Annotated in this window: 26 protein-coding genes; 12 read left to right on the top strand and 14 right to left on the bottom strand. The window is 66.5% G+C overall.

The genetic code is table 11. The features are described from left to right. Positions 1-37: 37 nt before the first annotated feature. The gene (locus GO986_RS05545) at positions 38-1411 is read right to left on the bottom strand and encodes an esterase/lipase family protein (protein ID WP_157458281.1); all 1374 of its coding nucleotides are present in this window, start codon (positions 1409-1411) and stop codon (positions 38-40) included. 139 nt (positions 1412-1550) lie between these two features. Here GO986_RS05545 and GO986_RS05540 point away from each other — a divergent pair, with 139 nt between their 5' ends. The 7 genes from GO986_RS05540 (at position 1551) to lysX (ending at position 5442) form a co-directional block, all read left to right on the top strand. Continuing rightward, positions 1551-1703, top strand: coding sequence for a hypothetical protein (locus tag GO986_RS05540; protein WP_157458280.1), 153 nt, complete (start codon positions 1551-1553; stop codon positions 1701-1703). After that, on the top strand, positions 1700-2968 hold the full coding sequence (locus tag GO986_RS05535) for a 3-isopropylmalate dehydratase large subunit (protein WP_157458279.1): 1269 nt from the start codon (positions 1700-1702) through the stop codon (positions 2966-2968). Before GO986_RS05540 ends, GO986_RS05535 begins: the two co-directional genes overlap by 4 nt. A gap of 8 nt (positions 2969-2976) precedes the next feature. Next, positions 2977-3381 carry a RidA family protein gene (locus GO986_RS05530; protein ID WP_369409177.1) on the top strand — a complete coding sequence of 135 codons (405 nt, stop codon included), beginning with the start codon at positions 2977-2979 and terminating at the stop codon, positions 3379-3381. Position 3382: 1 nt separating this feature from the next. Continuing rightward, entirely contained in the window at positions 3383-3877 is a 495-nt protein-coding gene (locus GO986_RS05525) for a LeuD/DmdB family oxidoreductase small subunit (RefSeq protein WP_157458277.1), read from the top strand. Between the two features lie 34 nt (positions 3878-3911). Next, on the top strand, positions 3912-4256 hold the full coding sequence (locus GO986_RS05520; protein WP_157458276.1) for a hypothetical protein: 345 nt from the start codon (positions 3912-3914) through the stop codon (positions 4254-4256). 67 nt (positions 4257-4323) lie between these two features. Continuing rightward, complete coding sequence (gene lysW, locus GO986_RS05515; RefSeq protein WP_157458275.1) at positions 4324-4497, top strand: lysine biosynthesis protein LysW; 174 nt, start codon at positions 4324-4326, stop codon at positions 4495-4497. Positions 4498-4578: 81 nt separating this feature from the next. Continuing rightward, positions 4579-5442 (top strand): lysine biosynthesis protein LysX, encoded by an 864-nt coding sequence (gene lysX, locus GO986_RS05510; protein WP_157458274.1) that lies wholly within the window; start codon positions 4579-4581, stop codon positions 5440-5442. A gap of 148 nt (positions 5443-5590) precedes the next feature. Here the strand turns inward: lysX and GO986_RS05505 are convergent, their stop codons facing one another. Further along, positions 5591-6214: a CBS domain-containing protein gene (locus GO986_RS05505; protein ID WP_157458273.1), complete on the bottom strand. Its 624-nt coding sequence runs from the start codon at positions 6212-6214 to the stop codon at positions 5591-5593. Between the two features lie 120 nt (positions 6215-6334). On the opposite strand from GO986_RS05505, the gene GO986_RS05500 reads away from it, so the two are divergent. Continuing rightward, the gene (locus GO986_RS05500; RefSeq protein WP_157458272.1) at positions 6335-6823 is read left to right on the top strand and encodes an OmpH/Skp family outer membrane protein; all 489 of its coding nucleotides are present in this window, start codon (positions 6335-6337) and stop codon (positions 6821-6823) included. Positions 6824-6899: 76 nt separating this feature from the next. Then, entirely contained in the window at positions 6900-7373 is a 474-nt protein-coding gene (locus tag GO986_RS05495) for an OmpH family outer membrane protein (protein ID WP_157458271.1), read from the top strand. An 87-nt stretch (positions 7374-7460) separates the two neighbouring features. On the opposite strand, the gene GO986_RS05490 is transcribed toward GO986_RS05495, so the two are convergent. The 7 genes from GO986_RS05490 to GO986_RS05460 all read right to left on the bottom strand — a co-directional run bounded on the left by GO986_RS05490 (position 7461) and on the right by GO986_RS05460 (position 13841). After that, positions 7461-7955: a pyridoxamine 5'-phosphate oxidase family protein gene (locus GO986_RS05490; protein WP_157458270.1), complete on the bottom strand. Its 495-nt coding sequence runs from the start codon at positions 7953-7955 to the stop codon at positions 7461-7463. 124 nt (positions 7956-8079) lie between these two features. Continuing rightward, a complete protein-coding gene (locus tag GO986_RS05485) occupies positions 8080-9336 on the bottom strand; it encodes an MFS transporter (protein WP_157458269.1) in 1257 nt (418 codons plus the stop codon). A gap of 386 nt (positions 9337-9722) precedes the next feature. Continuing rightward, positions 9723-10478, bottom strand: coding sequence for an RluA family pseudouridine synthase (locus tag GO986_RS05480; protein ID WP_157458268.1), 756 nt, complete (start codon positions 10476-10478; stop codon positions 9723-9725). A 2-nt stretch (positions 10479-10480) separates the two neighbouring features. Further along, the gene (locus tag GO986_RS05475; RefSeq protein WP_369409176.1) at positions 10481-11071 is read right to left on the bottom strand and encodes an NADPH-dependent FMN reductase; all 591 of its coding nucleotides are present in this window, start codon (positions 11069-11071) and stop codon (positions 10481-10483) included. Positions 11072-11248: 177 nt separating this feature from the next. After that, positions 11249-12322, bottom strand: coding sequence for a M48 family metallopeptidase (locus tag GO986_RS05470; protein WP_157458267.1), 1074 nt, complete (start codon positions 12320-12322; stop codon positions 11249-11251). A 1-nt stretch (position 12323) separates the two neighbouring features. Then, complete coding sequence (locus GO986_RS05465; RefSeq protein WP_157458266.1) at positions 12324-13472, bottom strand: YjgN family protein; 1149 nt, start codon at positions 13470-13472, stop codon at positions 12324-12326. Positions 13473-13583: 111 nt separating this feature from the next. Beyond that, positions 13584-13841, bottom strand: coding sequence for a cold-shock protein (locus tag GO986_RS05460; RefSeq protein WP_157458265.1), 258 nt, complete (start codon positions 13839-13841; stop codon positions 13584-13586). Positions 13842-14244: 403 nt separating this feature from the next. On the opposite strand from GO986_RS05460, the gene GO986_RS05455 reads away from it, so the two are divergent. Together GO986_RS05455 and GO986_RS05450 are read left to right on the top strand one after the other, a co-directional pair. Beyond that, positions 14245-14802, top strand: coding sequence for a gamma carbonic anhydrase family protein (locus tag GO986_RS05455; RefSeq protein WP_157458264.1), 558 nt, complete (start codon positions 14245-14247; stop codon positions 14800-14802). Between the two features lie 44 nt (positions 14803-14846). After that, the gene (locus tag GO986_RS05450) at positions 14847-15707 is read left to right on the top strand and encodes a hypothetical protein (RefSeq protein WP_369409175.1); all 861 of its coding nucleotides are present in this window, start codon (positions 14847-14849) and stop codon (positions 15705-15707) included. A 450-nt stretch (positions 15708-16157) separates the two neighbouring features. On the opposite strand, the gene GO986_RS05445 is transcribed toward GO986_RS05450, so the two are convergent. Both GO986_RS05445 and GO986_RS05440 read right to left on the bottom strand, forming a co-directional pair. Beyond that, a complete protein-coding gene (locus GO986_RS05445; RefSeq protein WP_369409174.1) occupies positions 16158-17003 on the bottom strand; it encodes an SDR family NAD(P)-dependent oxidoreductase in 846 nt (281 codons plus the stop codon). Between the two features lie 259 nt (positions 17004-17262). Continuing rightward, positions 17263-17859: a TetR/AcrR family transcriptional regulator gene (locus tag GO986_RS05440; RefSeq protein WP_157458263.1), complete on the bottom strand. Its 597-nt coding sequence runs from the start codon at positions 17857-17859 to the stop codon at positions 17263-17265. 211 nt (positions 17860-18070) lie between these two features. Between GO986_RS05440 and GO986_RS05435 the strand changes: the two genes are divergently transcribed. After that, positions 18071-20353 carry a YhgE/Pip domain-containing protein gene (locus GO986_RS05435; protein ID WP_157458262.1) on the top strand — a complete coding sequence of 761 codons (2283 nt, stop codon included), beginning with the start codon at positions 18071-18073 and terminating at the stop codon, positions 20351-20353. 297 nt (positions 20354-20650) lie between these two features. Here GO986_RS05435 and GO986_RS05430 read toward each other — a convergent pair whose 3' ends face one another. The 3 genes from GO986_RS05430 to GO986_RS05420 form a co-directional block, all read right to left on the bottom strand. Continuing rightward, positions 20651-21790: an FAD-dependent monooxygenase gene (locus GO986_RS05430; RefSeq protein WP_157458261.1), complete on the bottom strand. Its 1140-nt coding sequence runs from the start codon at positions 21788-21790 to the stop codon at positions 20651-20653. Further along, on the bottom strand, positions 21787-22431 hold the full coding sequence (locus GO986_RS05425; RefSeq protein WP_157458260.1) for a TetR/AcrR family transcriptional regulator: 645 nt from the start codon (positions 22429-22431) through the stop codon (positions 21787-21789). Before GO986_RS05425 ends, GO986_RS05430 begins: the two co-directional genes overlap by 4 nt. Before the next feature lie 348 nt (positions 22432-22779). Beyond that, the gene (locus tag GO986_RS05420) at positions 22780-23172 is read right to left on the bottom strand and encodes a DUF705 domain-containing protein (protein ID WP_157458259.1); all 393 of its coding nucleotides are present in this window, start codon (positions 23170-23172) and stop codon (positions 22780-22782) included. Positions 23173-23344: the final 172 nt, after the last annotated feature.

Genomic DNA, 23344 nt, shown 5'->3' with positions numbered 1-23344 from the left:
CTCAGGCCTGCCCCCTCACCCCTCTACCCCTTTTCTCTCAGTTCTGGCCGGCCAGGAACGCCGCCTGATTGCGGTAAAACGCTTTCACGTCGCGGAAGGACAGGTTCCCCGTGATGTCAATGTGGTCGTAGCCGCTTACCCGGCCCAGCCGTGACCAGCTGCCCGGCGCAGTCACACCGCTGCTGTATGCTGCGCTGGTCTCATTCAGGGGCGCGTTCATGGATTTGTTGGGCACCAGGCCGTCGTTGGGCCACCAGCTGCGGTCGTAGGTCACGGCCCCCGCTGGACTGCGCCCGCCGATGTTGCCCAGACCGGGGCTCAGGGGCGGCGCGTAAGGAAAGGCCACCACCGACATCACAGGATTCATGGTGAGGGTAGGGTAGTGCCAGCCGCTCAGCAGGCCCGGCGTGGTGGCGTTGGTTTCCCACGAGAAGTACCGGGTGGTGCGGCTACGCCCGACCCAGCGGTTGAGCGCCGCCGCGCCGTCGGGGCTCAGGTCGTAAGCGGCCTGGTCGGTGCTGGTCCAGATTCTGGAAGCAAATACGCGGTTCTGGTAGGCGCTGAAGCGCTCGCCTGGCGCGCGGGTCAGGCCCCAGTGACCCAGGTCAAAGTTGTAGACGAAGTTCTCGGGGTCGGCGGCGCCCACGCTGGCGGCAAAGGCCAGAATCAGGTTCTTGAACATGGGAATGGCGCCCTGCAGCGTGTCGGCGGCGGGGCTGCCGCTGTTGGGGCTGCTGACCGTCATAACGCTGCGCACCCAGCCGGCACGGCCTCCGGAGTACAGGCTGCCGCTGGCGTTGGCCCCATTGGCACTGTGACCGTCGTCCAGCAGTTTGACCAGCGTGCGGGCCGTCTGCCCGCCCATCGAGTGCCCCAGGAGATTCACCGGATGCGCGGCGTCCCAGGCCGGATAGAAGCCGGCGTAGCACTTGGCGGGGTCGGTGCGGGCGTGCCCATGCTGCGCGGCGTGGGCGGCGCCGTAATCCACGCAGCCGCCCTTGATCTGCGCGTACAGTTCGGCGGCGCGGTCCCAGTTGCTGCTGACAGGCCCCATGCTGGCCGTAAAGACCCGGTAGCCCTGGGCACGTAGGTCCTGTTCCACGTCCAGCAGGCCCCCCCAGTAGCGCAGGCCCAGCGCCTCATCCCGCCCAAAACCGCCCAGGCCATGCACCAGAATCAGGGGCACGCTCTTGTCCAGCGCCTGCGCGGTCATGGGCTGGCCCCCCGGATAGGTCTTGCTGAGGTCGGTCGTGGGCGTGGGTGCGGCGGTCGGTTCTGGGGGCGTGGGGGTGCGGGTGGCTGCAGGGGCCAGCATCGCGTCGGGCGCTGGGGGCTGCGTGGGGGCCGTACACGCGGCGAGCAGGACAGACAGGGTCAGGGCAGCAGGCAGGGCAGAGCGGCGAACAGTCATAGGGCTCCTGGGGCCACCCCAACGGCCAGACTGCGCCCCGCCCACGTCAAGGCAGGCGTGGGCCTGAGAAGCGCGCCGCGCGGCGGCAAACTGAATTTTTGGTACAGCCTGAACTGTGACAGAGTGCAGAATGTATATCTTGACCCGGGTCCAAAAAAGCCGGTCACTGGGCTTGTGGTGCGGGTTAAAGCCCATCATGGACTGGCACATCATTCCGTTTGATAAGAAAAGCCGCAGTTTTCAAGTCAAACTCACGCTGCCGAAGGTCAAAAGCGGCATGATGGGGTCATGACTGTTCCCGAACTCCGCCCACAGACGATGGCGGAAAAGATTCTGTCCCAGCGCGGCGCGCAGCGGGTGTATGCCGGCGACCTCGCCGTGGTCGAGGTGGACCAGGTGATGGTCGTGGACTCTATCGCCCAGAGCTTTATTGAGCGCATGGAGCGCGACCTGGCGGCCCTCCCCAAATATCCTGAGCGCGTGTCCATCGTGATTGACCATGTGGCGCCGGCCAGCACGGTCAGCGTGGCGCAGGCGCAAAAAGAGGCCCGCGAGTACGCGGCCCGCACCGGCGTGCGCCTGTTTGATGTGGGGCGCGGCATCTGTCATCAGGTGCTGATGGAAGAGGGGCTGGCCCGGCCCGGCTGGATTGTGCTGGGCTCCGACAGCCACTCGACGACCTACGGCGCGGTGGCTGCCTTTGGCAGCGGCATGGGCGCCACCGACATCGCCCTGGCGGCGGCCAGCGGCAAAACCTGGCTGAAGGTGCCTGAGAGCGTCAAGGTGACGTTCACTGGCGACCTGCGCCCTGGGGTGGGGGCCAAGGACGCCGCCCTGGAGATGATCCGGGAGCTGGGGGCCGACGGCGCCACCTACCAGAGCATCGAGATGCACGCCGGAGACCGCTTTACACGCGGGGAGCGCATGACCCTGGCCAACCTGTGCGTCGAAGCGGGCGCCAAAGTCGGCCTGGTGGTGCCGGGCGGTGAAATCCTGACCGGCTACGGCTACGAGGTGCCTGGGTGGGTGTACCCGGATGAGGGCGCGACCTATGTCCGGGAACTGACGCTGGATCTCTCAGCGCTGAATCCGCGCATGTCGGCCCCCAGCGAGGTGGACAACGTGCATGACGTGGCGGCGCTGCGGGGCTTGCGGGTGGATCAGGTGTTTATCGGGACCTGCACCAACGGCCGCATTGAGGACCTGCACGCCGCCGCCGAGGTGCTGCGCGGGCAGCGGGTGGCCGCCGGCACACGCCTGCTGGTGATTCCCGCCAGCAGCGAGGTCATGGAGCAGGCGATGGCCGACGGCACCCTCCTGACCCTGCAGCGGGCCGGGGCGGTGCTGGGTACGCCGGGCTGCGGGCCGTGTATGGGCCGCCACCAGGGGGTGTTGGCCCCCGGCGAGGTCTGTGTCAGCACCAGCAACCGCAACTTTATTGGCCGCATGGGCGACAAAGACGCGCAGATTTACCTGGCCAGCCCGGCGGTGGCGGCGGCCACGGCGGTGCTGGGCCACATCGGCTTGCCACAGGACGTGCAGAGGGACGTGGCATGAGCGGCGGTGTGAGGTTCCTTCAGCCGTCGGGCCTGGCCCCGGCTATGGGCTACACCCCGGCGGTCGAGGTGAGCGGCGGCCAAACCCTGTACATCTCCGGGCAAGTGGCGCTGGACGTGGCGGGCGCTCTGGTGGGTGACCGCGACTTTGAAGCCCAGGCGCGGCAGTGTTTTCAGAATATCGGCCACGCCCTGGCTGCCGCTGACCTGACCTTTGGCCATGTGGTCAAGCTGGGCCTGTACGTGCTGGACATCTCGCAGGTGGGCACGCTGCGCCGGGTGCGCGACGAGTTCGTGACCACGGCCCAGCCGCCCGCCAGCACGCTGGTGCAGGTGAGCGCCTTCTTTCGCCCCGACCTGCTGGTCGAAATCGAGGCCATCGCCGTGGCCCCTATGCCCCAAAGGACGCCCTGACATGCCCCGACTCTGGAAGTTTGGCGACAGCGTGAACACCGACGACATCCTGCCCGGCAAGTTTGCCCCCTTTATGGCCGGCGAGGACGTGTTTCAGACCTTCGCCTTTCATTACATTCGCCCCGAGTTTGCGGCGCAGGTGCGCCCAGGCGACGTGCTGATCGGCGGGCGCAACTGGGGCCTGGGGTCCAGCCGCGAATACGCCCCGCAGGCCCTGAAGAAATTACAGATTGGCGGCATCGTGGCGCCCAGCTTCGCGCGCATTCATTACCGCAACCTCCTCAACCTGGGGATTCCGGCCTTCGAATACGACCTGACCAGCCTGCTGGATGACGGCGCCGAAGTTTCGCTGGACGTGAACACTGGCCTGCTGACCCACACGGGCGGCACCGTGCAACTGCCCCCGCCTCCCGAATTTCTGCGTGAGGCGCTCGCAGAGGGCAGCATCCTGGCGTTTTTCAAGAAGCACGGCCGTTTTCCCGGCGAGAGGGCTTGACCCTCAGAGTTGCCACGCTCCTTACACTGGGGTCATGGCGACCCTGGAAGTAGATTGCCCCGTGTGCGCGGAAGTGCTGGAACTCACCGACGCTGACCGAGCCGAACTGGCAGTGGGAGACGTAATTGTCTGCGCGGCCTGTCACAGCGAGATGGAAGTCACGCGCAACGGCGGCGGCGAGGATTTCGAGCTGGAACTGCTGGGGGCCATGACCACCTGCCCCCACTGCGACGAGGAATTTGAGGTCACGACCGAGATGCTGGCGGCGGCCCCGACCACCCGCGCCCAGGACGGCGTGGAGGTCAGCCTGATGACCTGCCCCCACTGCAAGGCCAAATTCGAGCTGGAACTGGCCGACGATGAAGTCGAGACCCGTTAAGGTTGTCTAGTCAGCATCGTTTGCCAAGTAGAAGATCGTTTAACCTATCAAACGCGAGGAGATAAAGATGACTATCATTCAATTTGAAAATCCTGATACGGGTGCCACCATCGAACTGACCAGCCCCGAGCTGGGCGAGCTTGTGATTGATGACGAAACTGGCGTGGAGTACGAGGTGGTCTCGGTAGACCCCCCCCGCCTGGAAGCGGCTCCGCAGGAAGCGGAGGACTGGGGCGAGTAAGGCGGCCTCAGGGCGGTCGGGTGGGGCCCCGCTGGCGCCTGCACCTGACCGCCCGCCGCTTTGCCTGCCCTGGACAGCGCTATGGCTGATCTTGCCGTGCTGTATGACCGGATTCGTCCGGATGAAAAGATGCTCTTTGAGGCCCTGGACGCGCTGGGCACGCCCTACGACAAGGTGTATACCCCGCACCTGAAGGTGACCTTCGATGACCAGGGCCGCGCGGCCGTGCCCTGGCGCGTGGCCATCGAACGCTGCGTCAGCCAGAGCCGGGGTCACGGCGTGACCCGCGCCCTGGAAGGCTTTGGGGTCCAGGTGATCAACCCGGCGCACGTCATCGAACTGTGCGGCGATAAACTGGCCACCAACGCCGCGCTGCATGCCGCCGGGCTCCCGACCCCGCGCACCGGCGTGGCTTTTGACGGCGAAACGGCCCTGGCCCTGATCGAAGACCTGGGTTACCCGGTGGTGCTCAAACCCACGGTGGGCTCCTGGGGCCGTATGGTCAGCCGCCTGAATGACCGCGCCGCCGCCGAGGCCGTCATCGAACATAAGGAAGTGCTGGGCGGCCCCCAGCACGGCATCTTCTATGTGCAAGAACTGGTGAACAAGCCGGGGCGCGACATCCGCGCTTTTGTGGTGGGCGGCCAGTGTATCGGCGCCATCTACCGCACCAGCGAGCACTGGATTACCAACACGGCGCGGGGGGCCAAGGCCAGCAACTGCCCGGTCACGCCTGAACTGGCCGACCTGGCGGTGCGCGCCGCCGCCGCCGTTCACGGCCAGATTGTCGCCATTGACCTCGTTGAAGACCCGCAGGCCCAGAACGAGTGGGGCGGCCTGAAAATTATCGAGATCAACCACACGATGGAATTCAAGAATTCGGTGGCGACCACGGGCGTCAATATTCCGCGCCTGATGGGCGAGTACGCACTGTCCCTGCTGTAAAGAAAAGAGGGAAAAGGCCCGGTCGGATGTGGCGGCCGGGCCTTTTGCCGTAGGTGTTCAAGCGGCCTGGTTCATGGCCCATGAGCCGCAGAGGCGTCCCTCTGTTTCGTGGACGCCGCTGCCTGCTCACTTGATCTGGGTTCTGTGATCAGTCCATCACTTCAATGCCGGTGGCCTGCACGCGCTGGCGCACGTCGCTTACTCCGTCGCCGTTGACCCGCATCACGAAGCGGCGGCGGCCATTTTCCCCGCCAAATGTTGCCACGCTGATGATGTTGCTGGGCAGGATGGCACCAGTGGCGCGCTCCAGGCTGCCGGGCACATCGGGCATGTCCAGGGTCAGGCGCTTGCCCCCCTCGCGCATGCCCAGAATGCCAGTAAAGGCGCGCAGCACGTCCATTGTGGTGATGATGCCGCTCAGCTGCCCGGCGTCATTGAGGACCGGCAGGCCGCCCACATGGTGCTCCTGCATCCGCAGCGCAGCGTCTTCCATGTATTCGCCTTCGGCGGCCGTGACCACCGGGCGGGCCATCATTTCTTCAACGGTCAGCTTGCTCAGCAGGTAGTTCAGTTCCCAGACGCTCAGGGTCGTGGCCTTGCTGGGCATGGCGTCTTTGAGGTCCTTGCGCGTAGTAATCCCGACCAGGCGGCCATCCTGCACCACCGGCAGGCGGCGAAAGCCCCCTTCTTTCAGCACCCGCAGGGCGTCCATGACAGGTGTGTCGGGCGTGACAGTCACGGGGTCACGGGTCATCCAGTCGCGTACAAGCATGACCCCCAGTCTAGAGGCTCAGGTGCGGGCCAGTTGCCCTGACCGCCGCCTGATCCCACATGTGAAGCGGCTCTGAGGACCTTCATTCGGCTCAGAAACATGCGTGCTACGTTGCCGACCATGAAGATTAGCGCCAAAATTGCTGCTCCCCTGGCCCTTGCGGCTGCGTTCGGCCTGGGCACGGTGGCACCCCACGCCCAGACGACGCCTCAGAAAGTTGGTTTTGTCGACGTGGCCAAACTGCTGGCCGCCCACCCCGCCGACAAGGAAATTCAGGAGATTCAGAAGAAGGCCGACGCTGAACTGGGCGCCATTGACAAGCAGATCAAGGCCATTGACGCCAAGGGCACGGCGGCCACCGCTGCCGACAAGCAGACGCGCGAAACGCTGGTGAAGACGATTCAGTCTAAGGCCGACGCCTACGACAAGCAGATGCAGCCCAAGATCGCGGTTGTCGAAAAAGCCGTGGACACGGCAATTAGTGCCGTGGCCAAGAGCAACGGGTACGGCATCATCATGGACCGCGACGTCGCGTCCAAGAGCGGCTTGGTGATCTACGCCGACGCCACTGCCGAGATTACCGACGCCGTGGCCAAGGCCGTCAAGTAACCCGAGCTGGCCCCGCCTGCCCCGCCTGGTGGTGCGCGGGGCCTTGTTGTTGCCCCACCTACAGGAGGCCCGCCGCATGACCCGATTTCTGTTTCTTCTGCCTCTGGCCCTGCTGGCCACCGTGCCGCACGCCCAACAGACCAAATCCCGCCTGGGCATCGTGAATGTGCAGCAGGCCGTCAAAGCCCTGCCCGAAAGCAAAGCGTACCTGGACCTGAACAGCAAGGTCGCCGCCGACCTGGCTGCCAAAGAAAAAGCGCTGAGCGAGCTGAATGCCAAGGCTGGTGCCACCCGCAGCGCTGCTGACCGCGCGGCACTGACCAAAGCGCAGCAGGCCTACAGCGCGGCCCGCGCCGACTACGCCAAGCGTATTGACACCACATTTGCGCCGCTGGCCACCAAGCTGAATGCGGCGGTGGCCAAGGTCGCCAAGGCCAACGGCTACAGCGTGGTGCTGGATGAGCAGGTAGCTGCCCAGACCAGCCTGGTGGTGTACGCCAACGAAAGCGCAACGAACCTCACTCAGGCTGTGATCAAGAGCCTGAAGTAAGACGGGAGTAGCGGGCTTGAGCCTACTGCTGACCGCTCAACAGCACCGCCCCCGACGCCAGAGTGTCGGGGGCGGTGCCTCTTGTGTTTACAGATTGACGGTTTCGTTCTCGCCCTGCTTGGCTTCCTTGCCGGTCAGCAGGCCCTTGGCCAGCCCAATCAGGCTGCGCACCTTGCCGTCGCTTTCCCAGTATTCGGCGCCATCGGCTTCAATACGAATGAGCTGAATGTTGGGGTCATCAATGCCTTCGGGGAAATACGCCTTGTAGAAGTCGCTCCAGACCTCTTCTAGCTTGGCGCGGTTCTCGACCAGGCTGGCGGCGCCGCGCACGCTCACGTAGATGCCTTTGTCGGGGCGCGAGTAGCTGACATTGACCTGGGGCCGGGCGCCCATGTTGCGTACCTGCTCAGTGTCCTTGCCGCCCAGGAACCAGATGTCGCCGTCAAATTCAACGTCCTGCGTGGTCATGGGGTGGCCCTTCAGGTGGCCGTGTTCGTCCGTCACGGTCAGCATGGCAAACTTCACGTCTTTAATCAGCTCGCCCACTTTGTTCAGGGCTTCTTCGCGGGTTGTGGTGGTCATGGCGTCACCGTCTCATGGGGCAGGGCAGCGAAATTGAAAGGTGCCCCACCGTCTGAACGCTGCCCCAAGATGTCCTGAAGAAAGGTGCGGTCGCCCGGTCGAGTGCGCCAGGACGCCTGCGGCCTCAGGCCGCCGCGCGGGCGTGGGCGCGCTCGGGGACGTTTCTGACCAGCACCACGCCCAGCACAAAAAACAGCGCGGCAATGCCGAAAACCAGGGTGTAGCCCAGGTTGCCGCCCTGCGCGTTGCCCCAGTCCAGCAGGGCGCCCTGCGGGGCACTCGTCATCTGCGGGCCCACGAACGCAACGTGCCAGATGCCCATGTCACGGGCAAAGCTGCTCTGGCTGGGCATGGCGTCGCTGCCCAGCGCCCAGTCCACCGAACTGAAGGCGCCGTAGCCCAGACCAAAGGCCAGCGCCAGGGCCAGCGCCGCGCCAAAGCTGGGGGCCACCAGCAGCAGCAGGGCCGCCCCAGCCATCACGCTGCCCGCCACGTAAATCACGGGTTTGCGCCCAATGCGGTCGCTGATCCGCCCCCCCACCAGCGCCGAGGCGATACTGCCCACGATGATGCACGCCAGCATGATGCTGGTGCTGGTGCCGGGGTCACTCTGACGCAGCACGTCTTTGTTGTAGTACTGCAAGAAGGGCTGCACCGAATACTGCCCCAGCGCAAACAGCACCCGCGTGACAAAGACCCAGAGGAAGGGCTGGTGGGCGAACAGCTGCTGCCAGCTGAGAGTGGGTGCGTGTGGATCGCGGGCCACCACCGTATCGGGTTCAGGGACGCCGCGCAGGGTGACCAACGCGGGCACAAAGAGCATGGCGGCAATCAGGACGAACGAGGCCAGAACAGGCAAGTGCAAGGCGCCCACCGCAAACGCCGACACGGCCGCCAGTAATTGCCCCAGCGCCTGCAACATGGCCATGACGCCGCTGTAACGCCCCCGCGCCTCGGGGCGCACCAGTTCGGGAATCAGGGCGGAATACGGGGCAGTGGCGTAGTTGTTGCCAAACTGCACCAGCAAGAAGCCCAGCAGGTACACCCAGAAGCCCGGCAGGCCCGGCACCAGGGTCACAGCCAGCGCCATCACCCCCAGACCGGCCAGATTGACGCCCAGCCCCAGTTTCAGGTACGGCAGCCGCTTGCCGGTGCGGTCGCTGTGGGCGCCCACGAGCGGCGGCAGCACGAGCGCCATGATGGCCCCGATGCCGGCCAGCAGGCCCAGGTACGTGCCTTTGCGCTCGTCCCCCACAAAGGTCACCACGTTGGCGGGCATCAGGATCAGCAGCAGCAGCAGCCAGTGAAAGGCGGTGCCAAACCAGAACGCAGACAGCACCCACGGGCTGACGCGCGGGCGTTCGGGGGACAGGGCAGTCATGTGCGGCGAGTATACGGGGCCGCTGAAGTGGCGGGCAGCTCAGGTGACCTGGAGGGGTGTGGGCGCTGCCGTAGGTCTCCGTAGCGTATTGGGGAGAGACCAGGCGCCAACCAAGTTACGTCGAGGACACTTTTTGGCGCTGATCGCCGCACTCAGGTCCTCATGCGGCTGCTGACCCTCTTGCGGCAACCACGATTGAAGCTGAGTGGCTCTAGACAGAGGGGTCACAGGCTGAGCCAGCACTGTAAGCAGGCGGGCAGAAGACAACGTGGACCTGACGGGCATGGCGTCAGCTCACCGACTCTCCCCTGATGTGTCAACAGGCCGAAGCTACAGAACAGCAGCAGTCTGGCGTGACAGCAGTCGCCTGAGCCTCGGCGGCGCCCTTACTCCAGCGGCAGCGCGTCCCAGTACGCCTGAAGGTCGCTGGCCAGGGGCACCTGCGCGCTGAACTGCGTGCCCCCCCACGGAAAGGCGATGCGCACGGCATGCAGCGCCTGCCGGGGCAATCCCAGACGGGCCGTGAGTTCCGGGGTCTGGCCCACCTCCATGAACTCCAGAAAGACACTGGGGTCGCGGCCATAGATCTTGTCCCCCACCATCGGCAGGCCCAAGTGCGCCAGGTGCGCGCGAATCTGGTGCAGGCGTCCACTGCGGGGAAAGGCTTCTATCAGCGCGTGGCCGGCCCGCCGCTCGACCACCCGGAAGTCCGTGACCGCCGGGCGGCCGTCCGGCACCACCGCTTGCCGAATGGCAATCCGGTTGGCGCCGCCCAGTCCCAGGTCGCCCAGGGGAGCGTCCAGGGTTCGGCGCTCCCAGTCCGGCACGCCATGCACGATGGCCAGGTACGTTTTGCCCACCAGATGCGTCTTGAACAGGGTAAAAAAGCGCTGCGCGGCTTCGCGGTCGCGGGACAGCACCTGCGCGCCGCTGGTCTCGCGGTCCAGCCGGTGCGGTGGGGCCAGGTCAGGCTCGCCCGTGGTGCGGCGCAGATAGGTCAAGACATCCGGCACGTCAACCCGCGCCCGCACCGGATGGGTCAGCCACAGCGCGGGTTTTTGCACCACATAAAAGTCGGGGTGCTCAACCACCACACGCGGCTTTTCGGTGGGGGGCAGCAGCGGCGCGCGGGAGGCATTCATAGTCACAGTTCCCACACGCTGCGGTAGGGGCGGCCGCGCAGGCGCCCGGCCAGGTCCACGCCCCGCGCCACTGTGCGTTCCAGCCGCGCGGCCAGCCACTCGTTGGGTATCCCCGGCGCGGTCCAGTGCGCGCCCGTGGCATACACGAAGTCCGGGTTGACCACGCAGCGGAAGTCCACCATCAGGCCAAAGGCAAAGGCGCCGTGGCTGAGGTAGCCGTGGTCCAGGCCGCCCGACACCAGAAAAGTCACGGGCCGGTCAAACCAGGCGCCGTGCAGGCCGCGCGCCTCGTCGCTGCTGCCCGTCAGTTCCACCAGCGCCTTGACCCCCGACCCCAACCCCCAGTTGTAGACCGGCACCCCCAGAAACACGCCGTCGGCCCCGCGGATGGCCTGGTGATACCGCGCGGCGTGGGGGTGGTCGTAGCAGCCGCCCGGCCCCTGCACATTGTCAAAGGGCGGGAGCGGCTGGGCGCGCAGGTCCAGATGCGTGACCTCATGCCCGGTGCGGCGCAACTGCGCGGCAGCCAGGTCGCAGAGCCACGCGCTGCGGCTGTCCGGGTCCAGGCTGGTGGAAAGAACCGTCAACTTCACCGGGTTAGCCTAGAGCATGGGCGCCGGTTCACCGCCGCTTCCCGTGCCGGCTCTGTCTGTTTCGTTCACATATCCGGAAAGGGCCAGTGGACTGACGAGCTCACGCGGTCGCCTCCTCGCTCTCTTGCAAAGCTGTCCAATTCTGCTTGGCTTGCCCCGGTGGGGTCGGCGTCCACCCTACTTATCCAGCGATTTGAGCAGTTCGATGCGTTCCTCGGTGACCGGGTGAGACCGCAGCACGTCCAGCAGCGAGGCGTCTTCTGACCCCTGGTCGTCTTCCTCTTCCAGCCGTCTCAGGATGGCCTGAAGCGGCGCCGTGGTGCCGTAGGCGCGCTCCATGTAGGCCGCCGCCACCCGGTCGGCCCCAGTTTCGGCGGCGCGTGAATAGCCGCTTTGCAAGATGGCTGCTGGCACCGCTGCTGCAAAGGTGCTGGCGCTCACCAGGTCGCCCGTCAGCACAGTCACGACCAGCGAGATACCCAGCGCCTGATACACCGTCGCCACCCCATGCCGCCCGGTGACATGCCCGGTTTCGTGGGCCAGCACGCCGATTAGTTCGCGGTCACTGCGCGCCAGCGCCACCAGCTGGTCGGTCATGACAATGGTGCCGTTGGGCAGGGCAAAGGCGTTGGCTCCCAGCCCGGCCTTATTGCCCGGTTCGCCGTCGCGCAGCAGCAGGCGGTAGGGGTAGCCGCCCCCAGCCCAGTCGCGCACCGGGGCAAAGGCGGCCTGCAACTGGGCCTGCCGGGCAGCGCTCAGCTCGGACGGTCCCAGCAGGTCCTCGTGCTCCAGCAGCTCCAGCGTTTCGCGATCGAAGGTGGCCAGGACGCTGCGCGGGGTCACGTTGGCCGCCTGCGCCGCCAGGGCCGGAATGCCCCAGACCACAAAAGCGCCCATCAGGGCGCCGGCCACCACCAGGGCGCCCAGGGCGCTGCTCCAGCGGGCCTCCAGGCCGCGCACACCGCTCAGGACGCGGTTGCGGCCGGTCAGACGTTCCCAGCGGCGCACGGCGTCGTCGTCGGGGGTTTCAAAGCGGCTGCCGTCGGGAAACTTCAGGCTACGGCGCACACCGGGAATGGCCGGGTCCACGCAGACCTGTGAGGCGGCCCAGCGGTATAGCCCCTGCGGCCCTTCGCCGCTGAGGGTCAGGGCGGCGCCTCCGGCGCTCAGCTCGGCCTGGGCCGGGTGGGGGCGGCTGCTGCGGCCATCGAAGTACACGCCACTGACGCGCATGACCGTCGTGCCGGTCATCTCAGAACCCCACCTGAATGTCCAGCAGCTCAGAGGCGGCCTCACCCAAGGCGGATTCCTCGTGCGCGGCCTGGCCGGTGAAGGTGTCCAGCGGCACCAGGCTGCGCACCCCAATGCCTTCAAGGACATAGCGCGTGCGGCGAATGGTCGCCCAGGGAGTAGCCAGCCCCAGGGTCAGAATCTGCGCGGCCGTGTTGGTCACGCCAATCCACACCAGCCGCCACGGCGAGAACGTCGCGCCGGTACGCACCACGCCGCCCAGCTCGGCGTTGTTCAGCACATAAGCCATCACAGCGGCGCGCACATATTGCCAGGCCACGGCGTACAGCAGCAGGGCGCCCAGATAGATGGCTCCGGCCGCCACGAAGAAGGCCGCAGGCGGGGTATCGGCTTCAAACAGGTCGCTGATATCCCCCCAGTTGCCCAGCCCAGCGACCAGCGTGCCCACGATGGCGACCAGCAGCAGGGCCACCAGGCCGCCGCCGATCACCAGCCCCACGCCGGTCAGTCCAATCATAAAAAAGGGCGCCACGTCCCCGCGAAAGCGGGCGCGGGCCGTGCCGTAGGCCAGGTTGTTCACCTGATACTGCCGCTGCATGAACCACGCCCAGGGGAGGGCCAGCCCAAACAGCCCGGAGACCACGTTGGCCGCGCCGTAGGCGACGTAGGCCTCGCCCACCGACCCCTGAAACGAGAAGCGCAGCCCACGGTGAACGGTGTTGACCGCCTGAAAGCGCAGGGATTGCCTGACCAGCCAGGGATAAAACCCCGCGTAGACCAGCAGCAGCACCAGGCCCAGCACGATAAAAACGGTGTTTTCAGAGCGCAGCGCCAGGCTGTACAGCACCGCCAGCCCGCTCACCAGCAGGTAGCCGCGCAGCAGCGCCCAGGGGTTGGCGCGGTACTCGAAGTTCTGGCCGTCCAGCCAGGTATGCCCGTACATGTACTGCCGCGTGCGCACCCGCGCCCAGGGCATGTACAGCCCCAGCGTCACCAGGGTCAGCGCCACGTTGACAATCCAGACCCGGAAGTATTCGCCGGCCTGGCCGGTAAAGGACAGGGCGTGGTGGCTGACTGCCGGCGTGGACAGAGACGCTGGCTCTGGCCGGGGAGAATTGAGGCCGCTGAGGGCCGCGTGGGCGTCGGTCATGGCTGCATCCTATCTGGCCGGGGCCAGGGCGCGGGCCGCATGTACGGGCCTGAGCGCCGCGCAAAAGAAGAGGGCCGGCGCCCAGGGGCCGGCCACCAGGAAAGAGAAAACCTACCAGCGGCTGCTGCGGGCCATGTCCCCACCAGCCGGAGCCGGCGCAGCCGTGGTCACCACGACATTCTTGGCCTGGGGGCCCTTGCTGCCCTGCCCGGCCTCGACTTCAAAGTCCACTTCATCGCCCTCGTTCAGCTTGCGAAAGCCGCCGCTCTGGATGGCGCTGTAATGCACGAACACGTCCGGGTTGCCGGGATGCTCGATGAAGCCGTAGCCCTTCTCGACGTTAAACCACTTCACTCGACCTTGCGCCATAACTCTCCTTGCATCCCAGCCTGAAGCGGCCAAATTCCTGTCCTCTGGACGGAATTTAACGGCGGCGCTTCAAACGGAGACGGGGCGATTATCGCATGTTTATGATGACCGGATGTGCAGGCCTGTGGGTCAGAGGGGGTGCCGGGGTCAGTTGACCAGATGAGGCTTGCCGGCTCAGTCCCCGGCCTGAAGCGGCCCTGAGCGGCAGGCGAGGGCGGCGAAGCCGGGGCGCAGGGACGTGAAGTTTTCTGGGCGGCTCAGCGGGCGTCGCCCACCAGACAGCAGGGCGCTGGGCGCGGCGGCGCGTGCTACCCTGGGCGGCAACTCAACCCCTGCCCCGAGTGCGTGTGGACGCTGCGGCCCTGGCCTGCCCCGCCCGTGACTGTGGCCCCCGGAGGAAGTCATGCCCCGCTACGCCCTGGACGGGCACGTCCCCGACATCCACCCCTCTGCGTTTCTGGCGCCCAGTGCCGACATCATCGGTCAGGTGACGGTCGCGGCGCAGGCCAGCGTGTGGTACGGCGCGGTGCTGCGCGGCGACCTGGAAGCCATCACCGTGGGGCCCGGCAGCAACGTGCAAGACGGCGCGGTCCTGCACACCGACGCGGGCTGGCCCTGCACCCTGATGGAGCGGGTCACGGTGGGCCACCGGGCCGTGGTTCACGGCGCCACCTGTGGGCCGGGCAGTCTGGTCGGCATGGGGGCCATCATGCTCAGTGGGTCCAGCCTGGGCGCGGGCGCCATGCTGGGGGCCGGGGCGGTGCTGCCCGAGGGCGCCCATGTGCCAGACGGCATGCTGGCGGTGGGGGTGCCGGCACGTGTGGTGCGCCCCGCCCCCAGCGGCGGAAACGCGCAGCGCTACATCCACAATGCGGCGCGCTTCCGGGACGGCGCGCGGCGCCTGGATGACGGGGCCAGCGAGCTGACGCTGGGCGCCGCGCCGCTGCCCGAGGCGCAGTAAAATGCTGTCCTCAGGGCTGTTGACGCTCCGGAGTGGAGGATGCGATGACTGACGCCAGCCTGCCCCCCCAGGACCCGGCCCGGCCAAAAGGTCGCCCGGCTCAGCCGCCCTCCACACCTGACCCCGAGCCAGAACTGGCCGAGCTGATTGCCGAACTGCCGCCCATGTTTCCGGGCGCCGCCCCTTTTCTGGCGCGCTTCTTGCCCCAGGCCAGCGCCGCGCACGCGGGTCTCAATCACAGCTTTTGCGACTTGCACGCCTTTCTCAAATACCTGCACGAACAGAGTTGGTACGGCTACCTGTCGGCTGCCCTGGGCGACCACAGCGCCTATGTGCTGCTGTTCGAGGGCCGAGCGGTAACGGCCGCCGCTGGGAGCGCCACGGGCGAGCAGGCCCTGGGCGAACTGCTGAGCCTCTATGAACAGGGGGCGTCTCTCAATGCTTATCCCCTGGACGCCCCGCTGGCCCACGTCCTGAGCGGCATCGGGTCGCGTGCCTGGAAGTTCAATCTGACCGAGGACTTTACTGGCCTGCATGCCCGGCCTACCGGCGCCATCTTCTATGTGCGCGGCGAGATTGTGGCGACCATGCCGGCCACCCTGCCCTACGAGGGTGCTTTTCCCGCCCCCCTACGCCCCCAGACCCTGATTCTGCCCCGCAGCCTGGCCGGCTGGGCGCACCACCAGTACGCCCTGACCCTTAGGGGCAAAGACGCCCTGAACGCCATTACGGGTGTTCACCAGGCCTTCCGCACGCGGCATGGGGCGCCTGGCCTGGCCTTCCTGCGTGCCCTGGGCGAAGACCTGAGTCCGGCTGAGTACGCCATGCGCTCAGACGAGGCGCTGCACGACCTGGAACTGATGGTGCAGGAGTTTTTGCAAAGCGGCCTGGTCCGCGAGAAGTAGGTGAGCATGCCGCTCTGTTCTCGGGGTGGAAAGTGCAGAACTGGCAGGACGGCGCTTCTGGTCATCCCGGTTCACGGTGTCCAAGAGCGCTGATACGGCGTTCAGGGATGACGTTCACTGCCTGGGCATGAACTGGCTTATCCACACTCGACTTCCCTTCTACGCATCCCTGGGTGCCAGTTCGGCGAAAACTGGTCGGAGTGGAGACTCTTCACGGCCCTATTACTTTGCTTTGAGGACTCCAGTTTGCTGCTGTTGAGCTGAAGCCGACAGGCGGGCTTGGTTCAACTGGAATCCTGAATCACTCGCCTGATACAGAAGTGCTCGGAAGACAAGGCACACCCACGGGACAAGCCGACGCCCTACTAACGCTTCTGTCACTGTCATTTGCTCTAGCCGCCTTGCTCAGAGATTGTGGCGGTCATGCCGCCCACTCACCGCCATGCCGCCTTACAGGTCTGCCAGATATGCCTCACTCAGACTCCACAGCCTCAGGGCGGCGCCGTCATCCTGGGCCTGGGGGGCTGGGGTCGCCTCGCGCCTGCTGCTGTAGTACCGCCCGGACGCAGCCAGCGGCGCTGTGGCCGCATGGAGGGTGGTCTGGGCGCCCTCTTCTGGTGTCAGGGCAAAGCGGTCAATGAGGCGGTAAGCCCGGCTGAGCCAGCCGCCGTTGTTGTGGGCAAAGCCGGTGGCGACCATGCCGGGGTGCACACTGCTGCTCAGCAGACCGGGTTCACGCCGGGCCAGTTCGCGGGCAAACAGGATGTTGGCCAGCTTGCTCTGGGCGTAGGCCGCCCAGCCGCCGTAGCCCCGGCGGAATTCGGGGTCGTCCAGCCGCAGGCGCCCGAAAGCGTGCGCGGCGCTGGCCACCGTCACCACGCGCGGCGCGGCCGACCGGCGCAGCAGCGGCAGCAGCTCGCGCGTCAGCAGAAAGGGCGAGAGGTGATTCAGGGCCCAGGTTTGCTCGATGCCCTCACGGGTTTCCTGGCGCTGGCTGTACAGGGCGCCGGCATTGTTGACCAGCAGGTCCAGTTGGGGGAGTTGCGCGGCAACCTCCTGCGCCAGCCGCCGGACCTGCCCCAGTTCCGAGAGGTCCGCCAGGAAGGTCCCGGCCGCGCCCGTGGCCTGCGCGGCGGCCTCGGTGCGACTGGGGTTGCGGCCCACCAGCAGGACGCGGTGCCCCTGCTGTGCCAACTCGCGCGCCGTGACCAGGCCAATCCCGCCAGTAGCCCCCGTAATCAGAATCGTGCTGCCAGCAGGCAGGGCAGAGAGGAGGGCCGCCTGAGAGGAGGTCACAGGCCTCTCCCGTCAGACCAGCATGTGCCTGAAACGGGGCCCAGCTGCGGGCCAGTCGGCGGAGCCCCAGTGGTGGTGTCCTGCGCTTCGCCTGCGTGCGGTGTCATGTGCGCCAGCATAGGGCAGAGGCTGGGGGCCAAAAAAGGAAGCCAGAGGGGTTGGGCCTCTGGCTCCGTGCGCTGCGGACTTCACCCGGCCCGCCCCTGCTTTTAATTGTGCGCTGATGGGGTCAGTCTACGTGACCTGAGTCACAGGAGTGTCACAGGTTGCGCGCGGGCCCACCTTCATCGTCCAGCCCCTGGAGACCGGCGTTGATAAAGCGTTCCAGCGTACCGGCCAGCTGCGCGGTCTGGTCCGGGCTGAGGCCTGCGGTGACGGCGTGGGTGGCCGTAGCCTGAAGCAGCAGGGTGACGCAGGTCAGCAGATAAGGCGTGCGGGTGCGGCCTTCGGGCGGGTGCAGGCTCTGGGACAGGCGCTCCTCTAGACCCGCCAGCACGGCCAGGCGCCGCGCCGCGAAGGTAGGGCCGCTGCCGCTGCCCAGCAGGGTCAGCAGGGCCCGCTCCCCGACCAGCAGCTGAAAAATAGCGGCCAGCGGCCGTTGGGCATGCGTGCCGGTCAGCAGCGGCACCAGCCGCCGTTCCAGGTCGGCCAGGTGGCCTTCCAGCAGCTCGGACAGCAGGTCGGCCGTGGAAGCGAAGTAGCTGTACACCGTGGGCCGCGAGATGCCCAGGGCCGCAGCGATGTCCCCCATGCTGACGGCCTCAAAGCCGTGGGCTGTAAACAGCGCTTCACTGGCGCTCAGCAGCTGCTGGCGGCGGTCAGCAGAGGGCAGGCGGCGGGCGGGGGAGGCGGTCACCTGCACAGTCTACCCCAAGATGACAGAAAGTCACTTGACACTTTGTCAAAATGTGTCAAGCTAGGAGTTGTTGACAAGGTGTCAGCACCTTGATCCTCCGGTTGCGGCTCTTCGGTGATGGAACAGACATCAATTCGTTTGCCAGCCGAGCCCTCCCCAGCACCGTTCTTCTTTCCAGTTGCCACCTTTCCTCCTTGCCCTGAGGCTGCCTATGACCCGACCGCCTGCCCGCTTGACCGTCCGCACGGATTACCGCGCCCTGACCCCCGCCGAACGCTCACTGTGGCGCGCGCCTCTGATGTGGGCGTCGGCGGCGCTGTTTCTCTTTATTCCCATCATTTACGTCACGGTGTATCTGCTGGGCGTCTGGGACCCAGCGGGGCAGTTGCCCCAGCTGCCAGCTGCGCTGGTCAACCTGGACCAGGGCACTGTGCAGCGCGGCAAGCGGGTCAACGTGGGCCACGATCTCGTGACCGAACTGCGCCGCGACCCTCCTGTGGACTTCCGCCGCTACCCCACCCAGGCCGCCGCCGAGGAGGCCGTGCGCCGGGGCGAGGTGTACTTTGCCCTGACCATCCCCGCCGAATTCAGCCGCAAGGCCGTGGGGGGGCGCAGCAGCGAGCATGGCCTGCTGCGGCTGTACCGGGCGCCGGGCCTGAATGCCTACGCCAGTGCGGTGGCTGACCGGGTGGCCGGCGAACTGGCCGAGACCCTGAACCGTGACCTGGGCGAGCGCCGCTGGGAAGTGGTGCAGAGTAGCCTGAAAGACGTGCAGCAGGGCTTTGCCGACCTGCGTGCGGCCACTGGTGACCTGGCGGCGGGTGCAGAGCGGCTCTCGGACGGCGCTGAGGAGTTACAGAGCGGCGCGGCCACCCTGGCGCGAGGCGCAGGGCGCCTGGCCAGCGGCTCGGCTGACCTGGCCACTGGCGCCGGGAAGCTGGCCGGGGGCGTGAGCACCCTGACGGGCGGCGTGGGCCGGCTGTCGGGCTCGCTGCGGCAACTGGAGGCCGCCGCTCCCACCAGCGCAGAGGTCGCCCCACTGAAAGAGGGGGCGCGGGCGCTCTCGGCCGGCACCGGTCAGCTGGCCGGGCAACTGAAGAAACTGGCCGCGGGCAGCGGGGACCTGGCGACCGGCGCGCGCACCCTCTCGGGCGGGGCGGCGCAGGTGGGGACAGGCAGCGCCCGGCTGGCCAAAGACCTGCCGGCGCTGGCCGGCGGCCTGAGCGAGCTTCAGGCCGGTGCTGCTGAACTGGGTGGCCAGTCCGGGACCCTGCGCCGCGCGCTGCCAGCTGGACAGCCAGTGACGGCGGGCGCCGCCCAACTGGAGGCCGGTGCCCAGACGCTGGCCCAGGGCCTGACCGCCGCCGGGCAGGGCGCCCAGCAAGCGGCCACGGGCGCTGCGGCCCTGGCCAAAGGCGCGGCCCAGGTGCAGGGCGGCGCGGCCCGACTTCAGCAGGGGACGCAAACGCTGGCCCAGGGCAGCCGCGCGGCGGCGACGGGGGCCGGGCAGCTGGCCGGCGGCGCCGCCAAGGTGCAGACTGGTGTCACCAAGCTGGCCGACGGCAGCGTGAAGCTGGGCGCGGCGCTGGGGCAAATCAACCGCAAGGTGCCGGCCCAGGCCGAGCTGACAAAACTGAGCAGCGGCGCTGACCAACTGGCCCAGAGTGCCGGGGTGCTGGCGGCCCGCACGGGTGATCTGGCGGCAGGCTCTGAGAAGGTGCAGGCTGGGGCGACTGATCTGGCCAGTGGTGCCGGGCAGCTGGCGGACGGCCTGGCCCGGCTGCGCCGCGAAATCCCCGCCACCACCGAGGACCTGGGCGGCGACCCTGAAGGCCTGGCCCAGAGCGTGCAGGTGCGTACCCAGACCTTTGCCGACGTGCCCAACAACGGCAACGCTTTCGCGCCCTACTTTGTGGCCCTGGCGTTGTGGGTGGGGGCCACCATGACCACCTTTATCTTTCCGTATCTGCTGCTGCCCGCCAGTGGCCGGCAGACCTCGCAGGCGGCCCGCGTGCTGCGCAAGCTGGCGCAACCTGGCCTCATCGTGCTGGGGCAGGCGCTGCTGGTGGTCGCGGGCCTGCACCTGCTGGACGTTCATCTGCTCAGCCCGGCGCTGGTGGTGCTGACGGCCCTGGCAGCCAGCCTGACCTTTCTGCTGGTCGTGGTCGCTCTGAACCTGCTGTTTGGCCCGGCTGGGCGCGTCCTGGCCTTGATTCTGCTGATTGTGCAGCTGGCCGCCAGTGGGGGCAGTTACCCCGTTGAACTCTCTGGCCCGGTGTTTCAGGCTATTCATACAGTGATTCCAGTCACGGCTGTCGTGAACGCCCTGCGCGCGGCGATGTTTGGGGCATTCGAGGGACAATACTGGGTGTTTATGGGCCATCTGGCGCTGGTGGCCGCTGTCAGTCTGGGGGTGGCCCTGCTCAGTCGCCGCCGCTGGGTGTACACGCCCGACGACCGCTTCCGTTCACCCATCCTGACCGACGTGGGGTAAGTGAAAAGGTGTGAAGTGAGGTTGGGGGAGGAAGCGGGCTCACAGCGGTCTTCTATGAGGTTGGAGTCTCCCTGTTTCCGCAGAGGTGGACGTTACTGGCGGGAGCATTGAGGGGCGTCTGGTTGACCCTCAATGCTCTGCCTACCTTTGTTGGAGGCGGGGTTTCTCTTGAGTGCAGACGGCACTCATAGCGGAACCCAGAGCAGATGCGGGGAGGGGCCCCTTGGCCGAAAGAGGTAGCGGTGTAGGCGGAATTGAACAGCCAATAACGCTCCTGAGCGTCACTGGCCGCCACTCTCAGTCGAGCGCAACCTCAAAGAGGTCGCGGGTAGAGGGGCGGGCCAATGACGGTGGCGAGAGGCGCAGGCCCACGTCCCGCACGACGCGCAGCCAGGTCGCTTCCAGTTGTCCGGCGCGGCCCAGCTGCCGTGACTGGGTTTGCACGCGGTTCACGCGCGCCTGCCGAAGTTGTTCGTAACAGGCCAGGGCGGCGGGCGCCTCGGCTACGGCCAGCTGCCCGCCCAGCACCCAGGCGTCTTCCAGGCTCATGGCCGCGCCCTGGCCCAGATTGGGGGTCATGGCGTGGGCCGCGTCGCCCAGCAGGGCTGCCCGGCCCCGGACCCAGCAGGATAGGCGCACCTCATGGATGTCAGTTCGGATGACCGGCAGGTCGGCACGCAGCTGCGCCGTTACAGCCGGGGCGAGCCCACCAAACGGGCGGCAGAGGGCCTGCAACTCCTGCATAGTATCGGTCTGACCAGAGGTCGGCCTTTCCCTTTCCGGCGCATTGGCCGTGACATAGCCGTAAAGTTGCCCCTGACCTATGGGTACCAGACCCAGCCGGCAGCCTCGGCCCCACATTTCCACCGCGTAGTCGTGCGGGCCGGTTTGAGGTACGTCCACCAGGAAGCGCCAGCTGGTGTAGCCCGCGTAATGTTTCGGAACGTCACCAAAAACCAGCTGGCGGACTGACGAGTGCAGCCCATCGGCGCCCACCACGGCATCAAAACGTCCCTCTGAACCGTCGCTGAGACCGACTTCCACACCCCCAGCATCCTGATGAAGGGCGCGAAGAGTGGTTCCAAATTGAATCTGGGACTCCACGCCCCGGCTGAGCAGGTCTTGCAAGGTGGCGCGGTGTAGGGCAACAGCGCCGCCCGCACTGCTCTGGGGGTAAAGGACGGTCTGAAGGGGGCGGCCTGCTGCGTCTGTAACCTGGGCCGAGGTGAGCCGCTGGCCCCGGTGCGCGGCGCCTTCGGCCAGGCCCAGCCGCTCCAGCACCCGCAAGGCATTGACACTGAGAATCAGGCCGGCGCCTACTGGCCGCCACGCCGGTACCTTTTCGATGAGCCTGACCTGGATGCCGGTCTGAAGCAGCCGCTGCGCCAGGGCCAGCCCACCAATCCCCGCCCCCACAATCAGCACTGAGCGGGTCATGCGCCGTCCTCTGGGGCGCTGGGGCGAAGTGCCCGGCAGTGCAGGTGAAGCAGCGCGGCGAGCTGAGCGCGCGCAGCTTCCAGCGAGGTTCCACCCGTCAGCCAGCCCACCAGACAGACCTGATACAGCGCAAAGATGGCCAGGGCAGCAGTCTGAAGATTCAGGTCTGGCGCCACCTCGCCAGTGGCCTGCCGGTCCCGGAGAAGAAGACCCACCCGGTCCACAAAGTCGCGTGCCTGCTGCATCTCCCGGTCCCGCCAGGGGCTCTGGTGAAACAGGGTCAATCGCAGGAAATCCTTTGAGAGCACCTGATGCTGCTGGTAAAACTCAAAAAACGGCTCGAACAGTTGGGGCAGGACCTCGGGAAGCGGGCCGTCCAGCTGGCCTGGCGCCAGCGCGCGTTCGGCGGTGCGGGCAATTACGTCATGGAAAACCATCAGCAGCAGGTCGGCCTTGTCGGTGGCGTAGCGGAAGACGGTCCCTGTGGCGAGGTCGGCCTCATCAGCGATCTGGCGAATGGTGGTGGCTTCGTAGCCCTGTTGGGTGAACAGATGGAAGGCCGCCGCACGGAGACGTTCCTGCTTGTCCTGTTTGTGCCGCTCGCGGCGGCTGACCCCTGGCAACGCTAAATCTTCCGTCATCTGGCTCCTTTACTTCCGTGGGTAGCACCGGCAACTGAGCAGGAAATGCGCAACTCGACACGCCTACTTATGAACACGGTCAAAACTGAACATGTTCATTATTTGCCTGTCCTGTTGGTGATTACCAAGAAGAATGTCCTGGGGGTGGCAGTCCAGAGCGGCCGTTGGTAGTCAAGCGGTCTATGCTTGGCTTTCTGAGGCCTGCCGTCCTGCGCTCATTAGCCCTGATCTCAAGAAGTCGCCTGACCAACCCTGGAATCGCAGAATCTAGACGAGCCGCAAGCCCAGAGCTGTCGTAGACAGACTGGCTACCCTGTTGGAGAAGACCGCTCTAGATCAGCGCCCGCCTCAGCGTTCTTCAGTGGGCTCGCTTAGGGACAGAGGCCTGGACAGCCGCGCCCGGTAAGAAGCCACGGTCTCGCCCTCACAACTCAGCGGATGCACCTGCACCAGGCGCCGCCAGGTACTCACGGGCTGGTCGTCCAGCATGACCTGGGGTTTGGGCAAAAAGGCCGTGAAAAGAGCTTCCAGGCCAACTTCGTGCGCACTCTCGCGGGCGTAGGCCGCGCCGCCCGAACTCCAGCAGTACAGCTCGGCGCCCTGCGTGGCCAGATCGCGCACATGCTGCACGGCCGCCGGAATGGGAATACGCGAGCGCCCCACATTGCGAATTAGGGTCTCGTCTATGTCCACATAGACAACGAGCGGAGGAGCTTTATGTATTAAAGCCTGTGCTTCCATCCGACGTGCCTCAGCGCTGCGCTCAGCCAACCTGCGAAAGTAACTCGCGACATAGAGGTCATAGAGTTCTTGGAAGAGAGGAGCCACCCAAGCATCTGAGAAAGAAGGATTGCGGTGGAGTAGCTCTTCTAGAGCTGCTTTGGTTTCGGGAACGTAGGTAAAAGTCCCGTTC

This window comes from Deinococcus arboris (assembly GCF_009755355.1).
Taxonomy (GTDB): domain Bacteria; phylum Deinococcota; class Deinococci; order Deinococcales; family Deinococcaceae; genus Deinococcus; species Deinococcus betulae.
The sequence above is the reverse complement of the archived record's forward strand: the minus strand, read 5'-3'. Positions and strand labels throughout refer to the sequence as shown.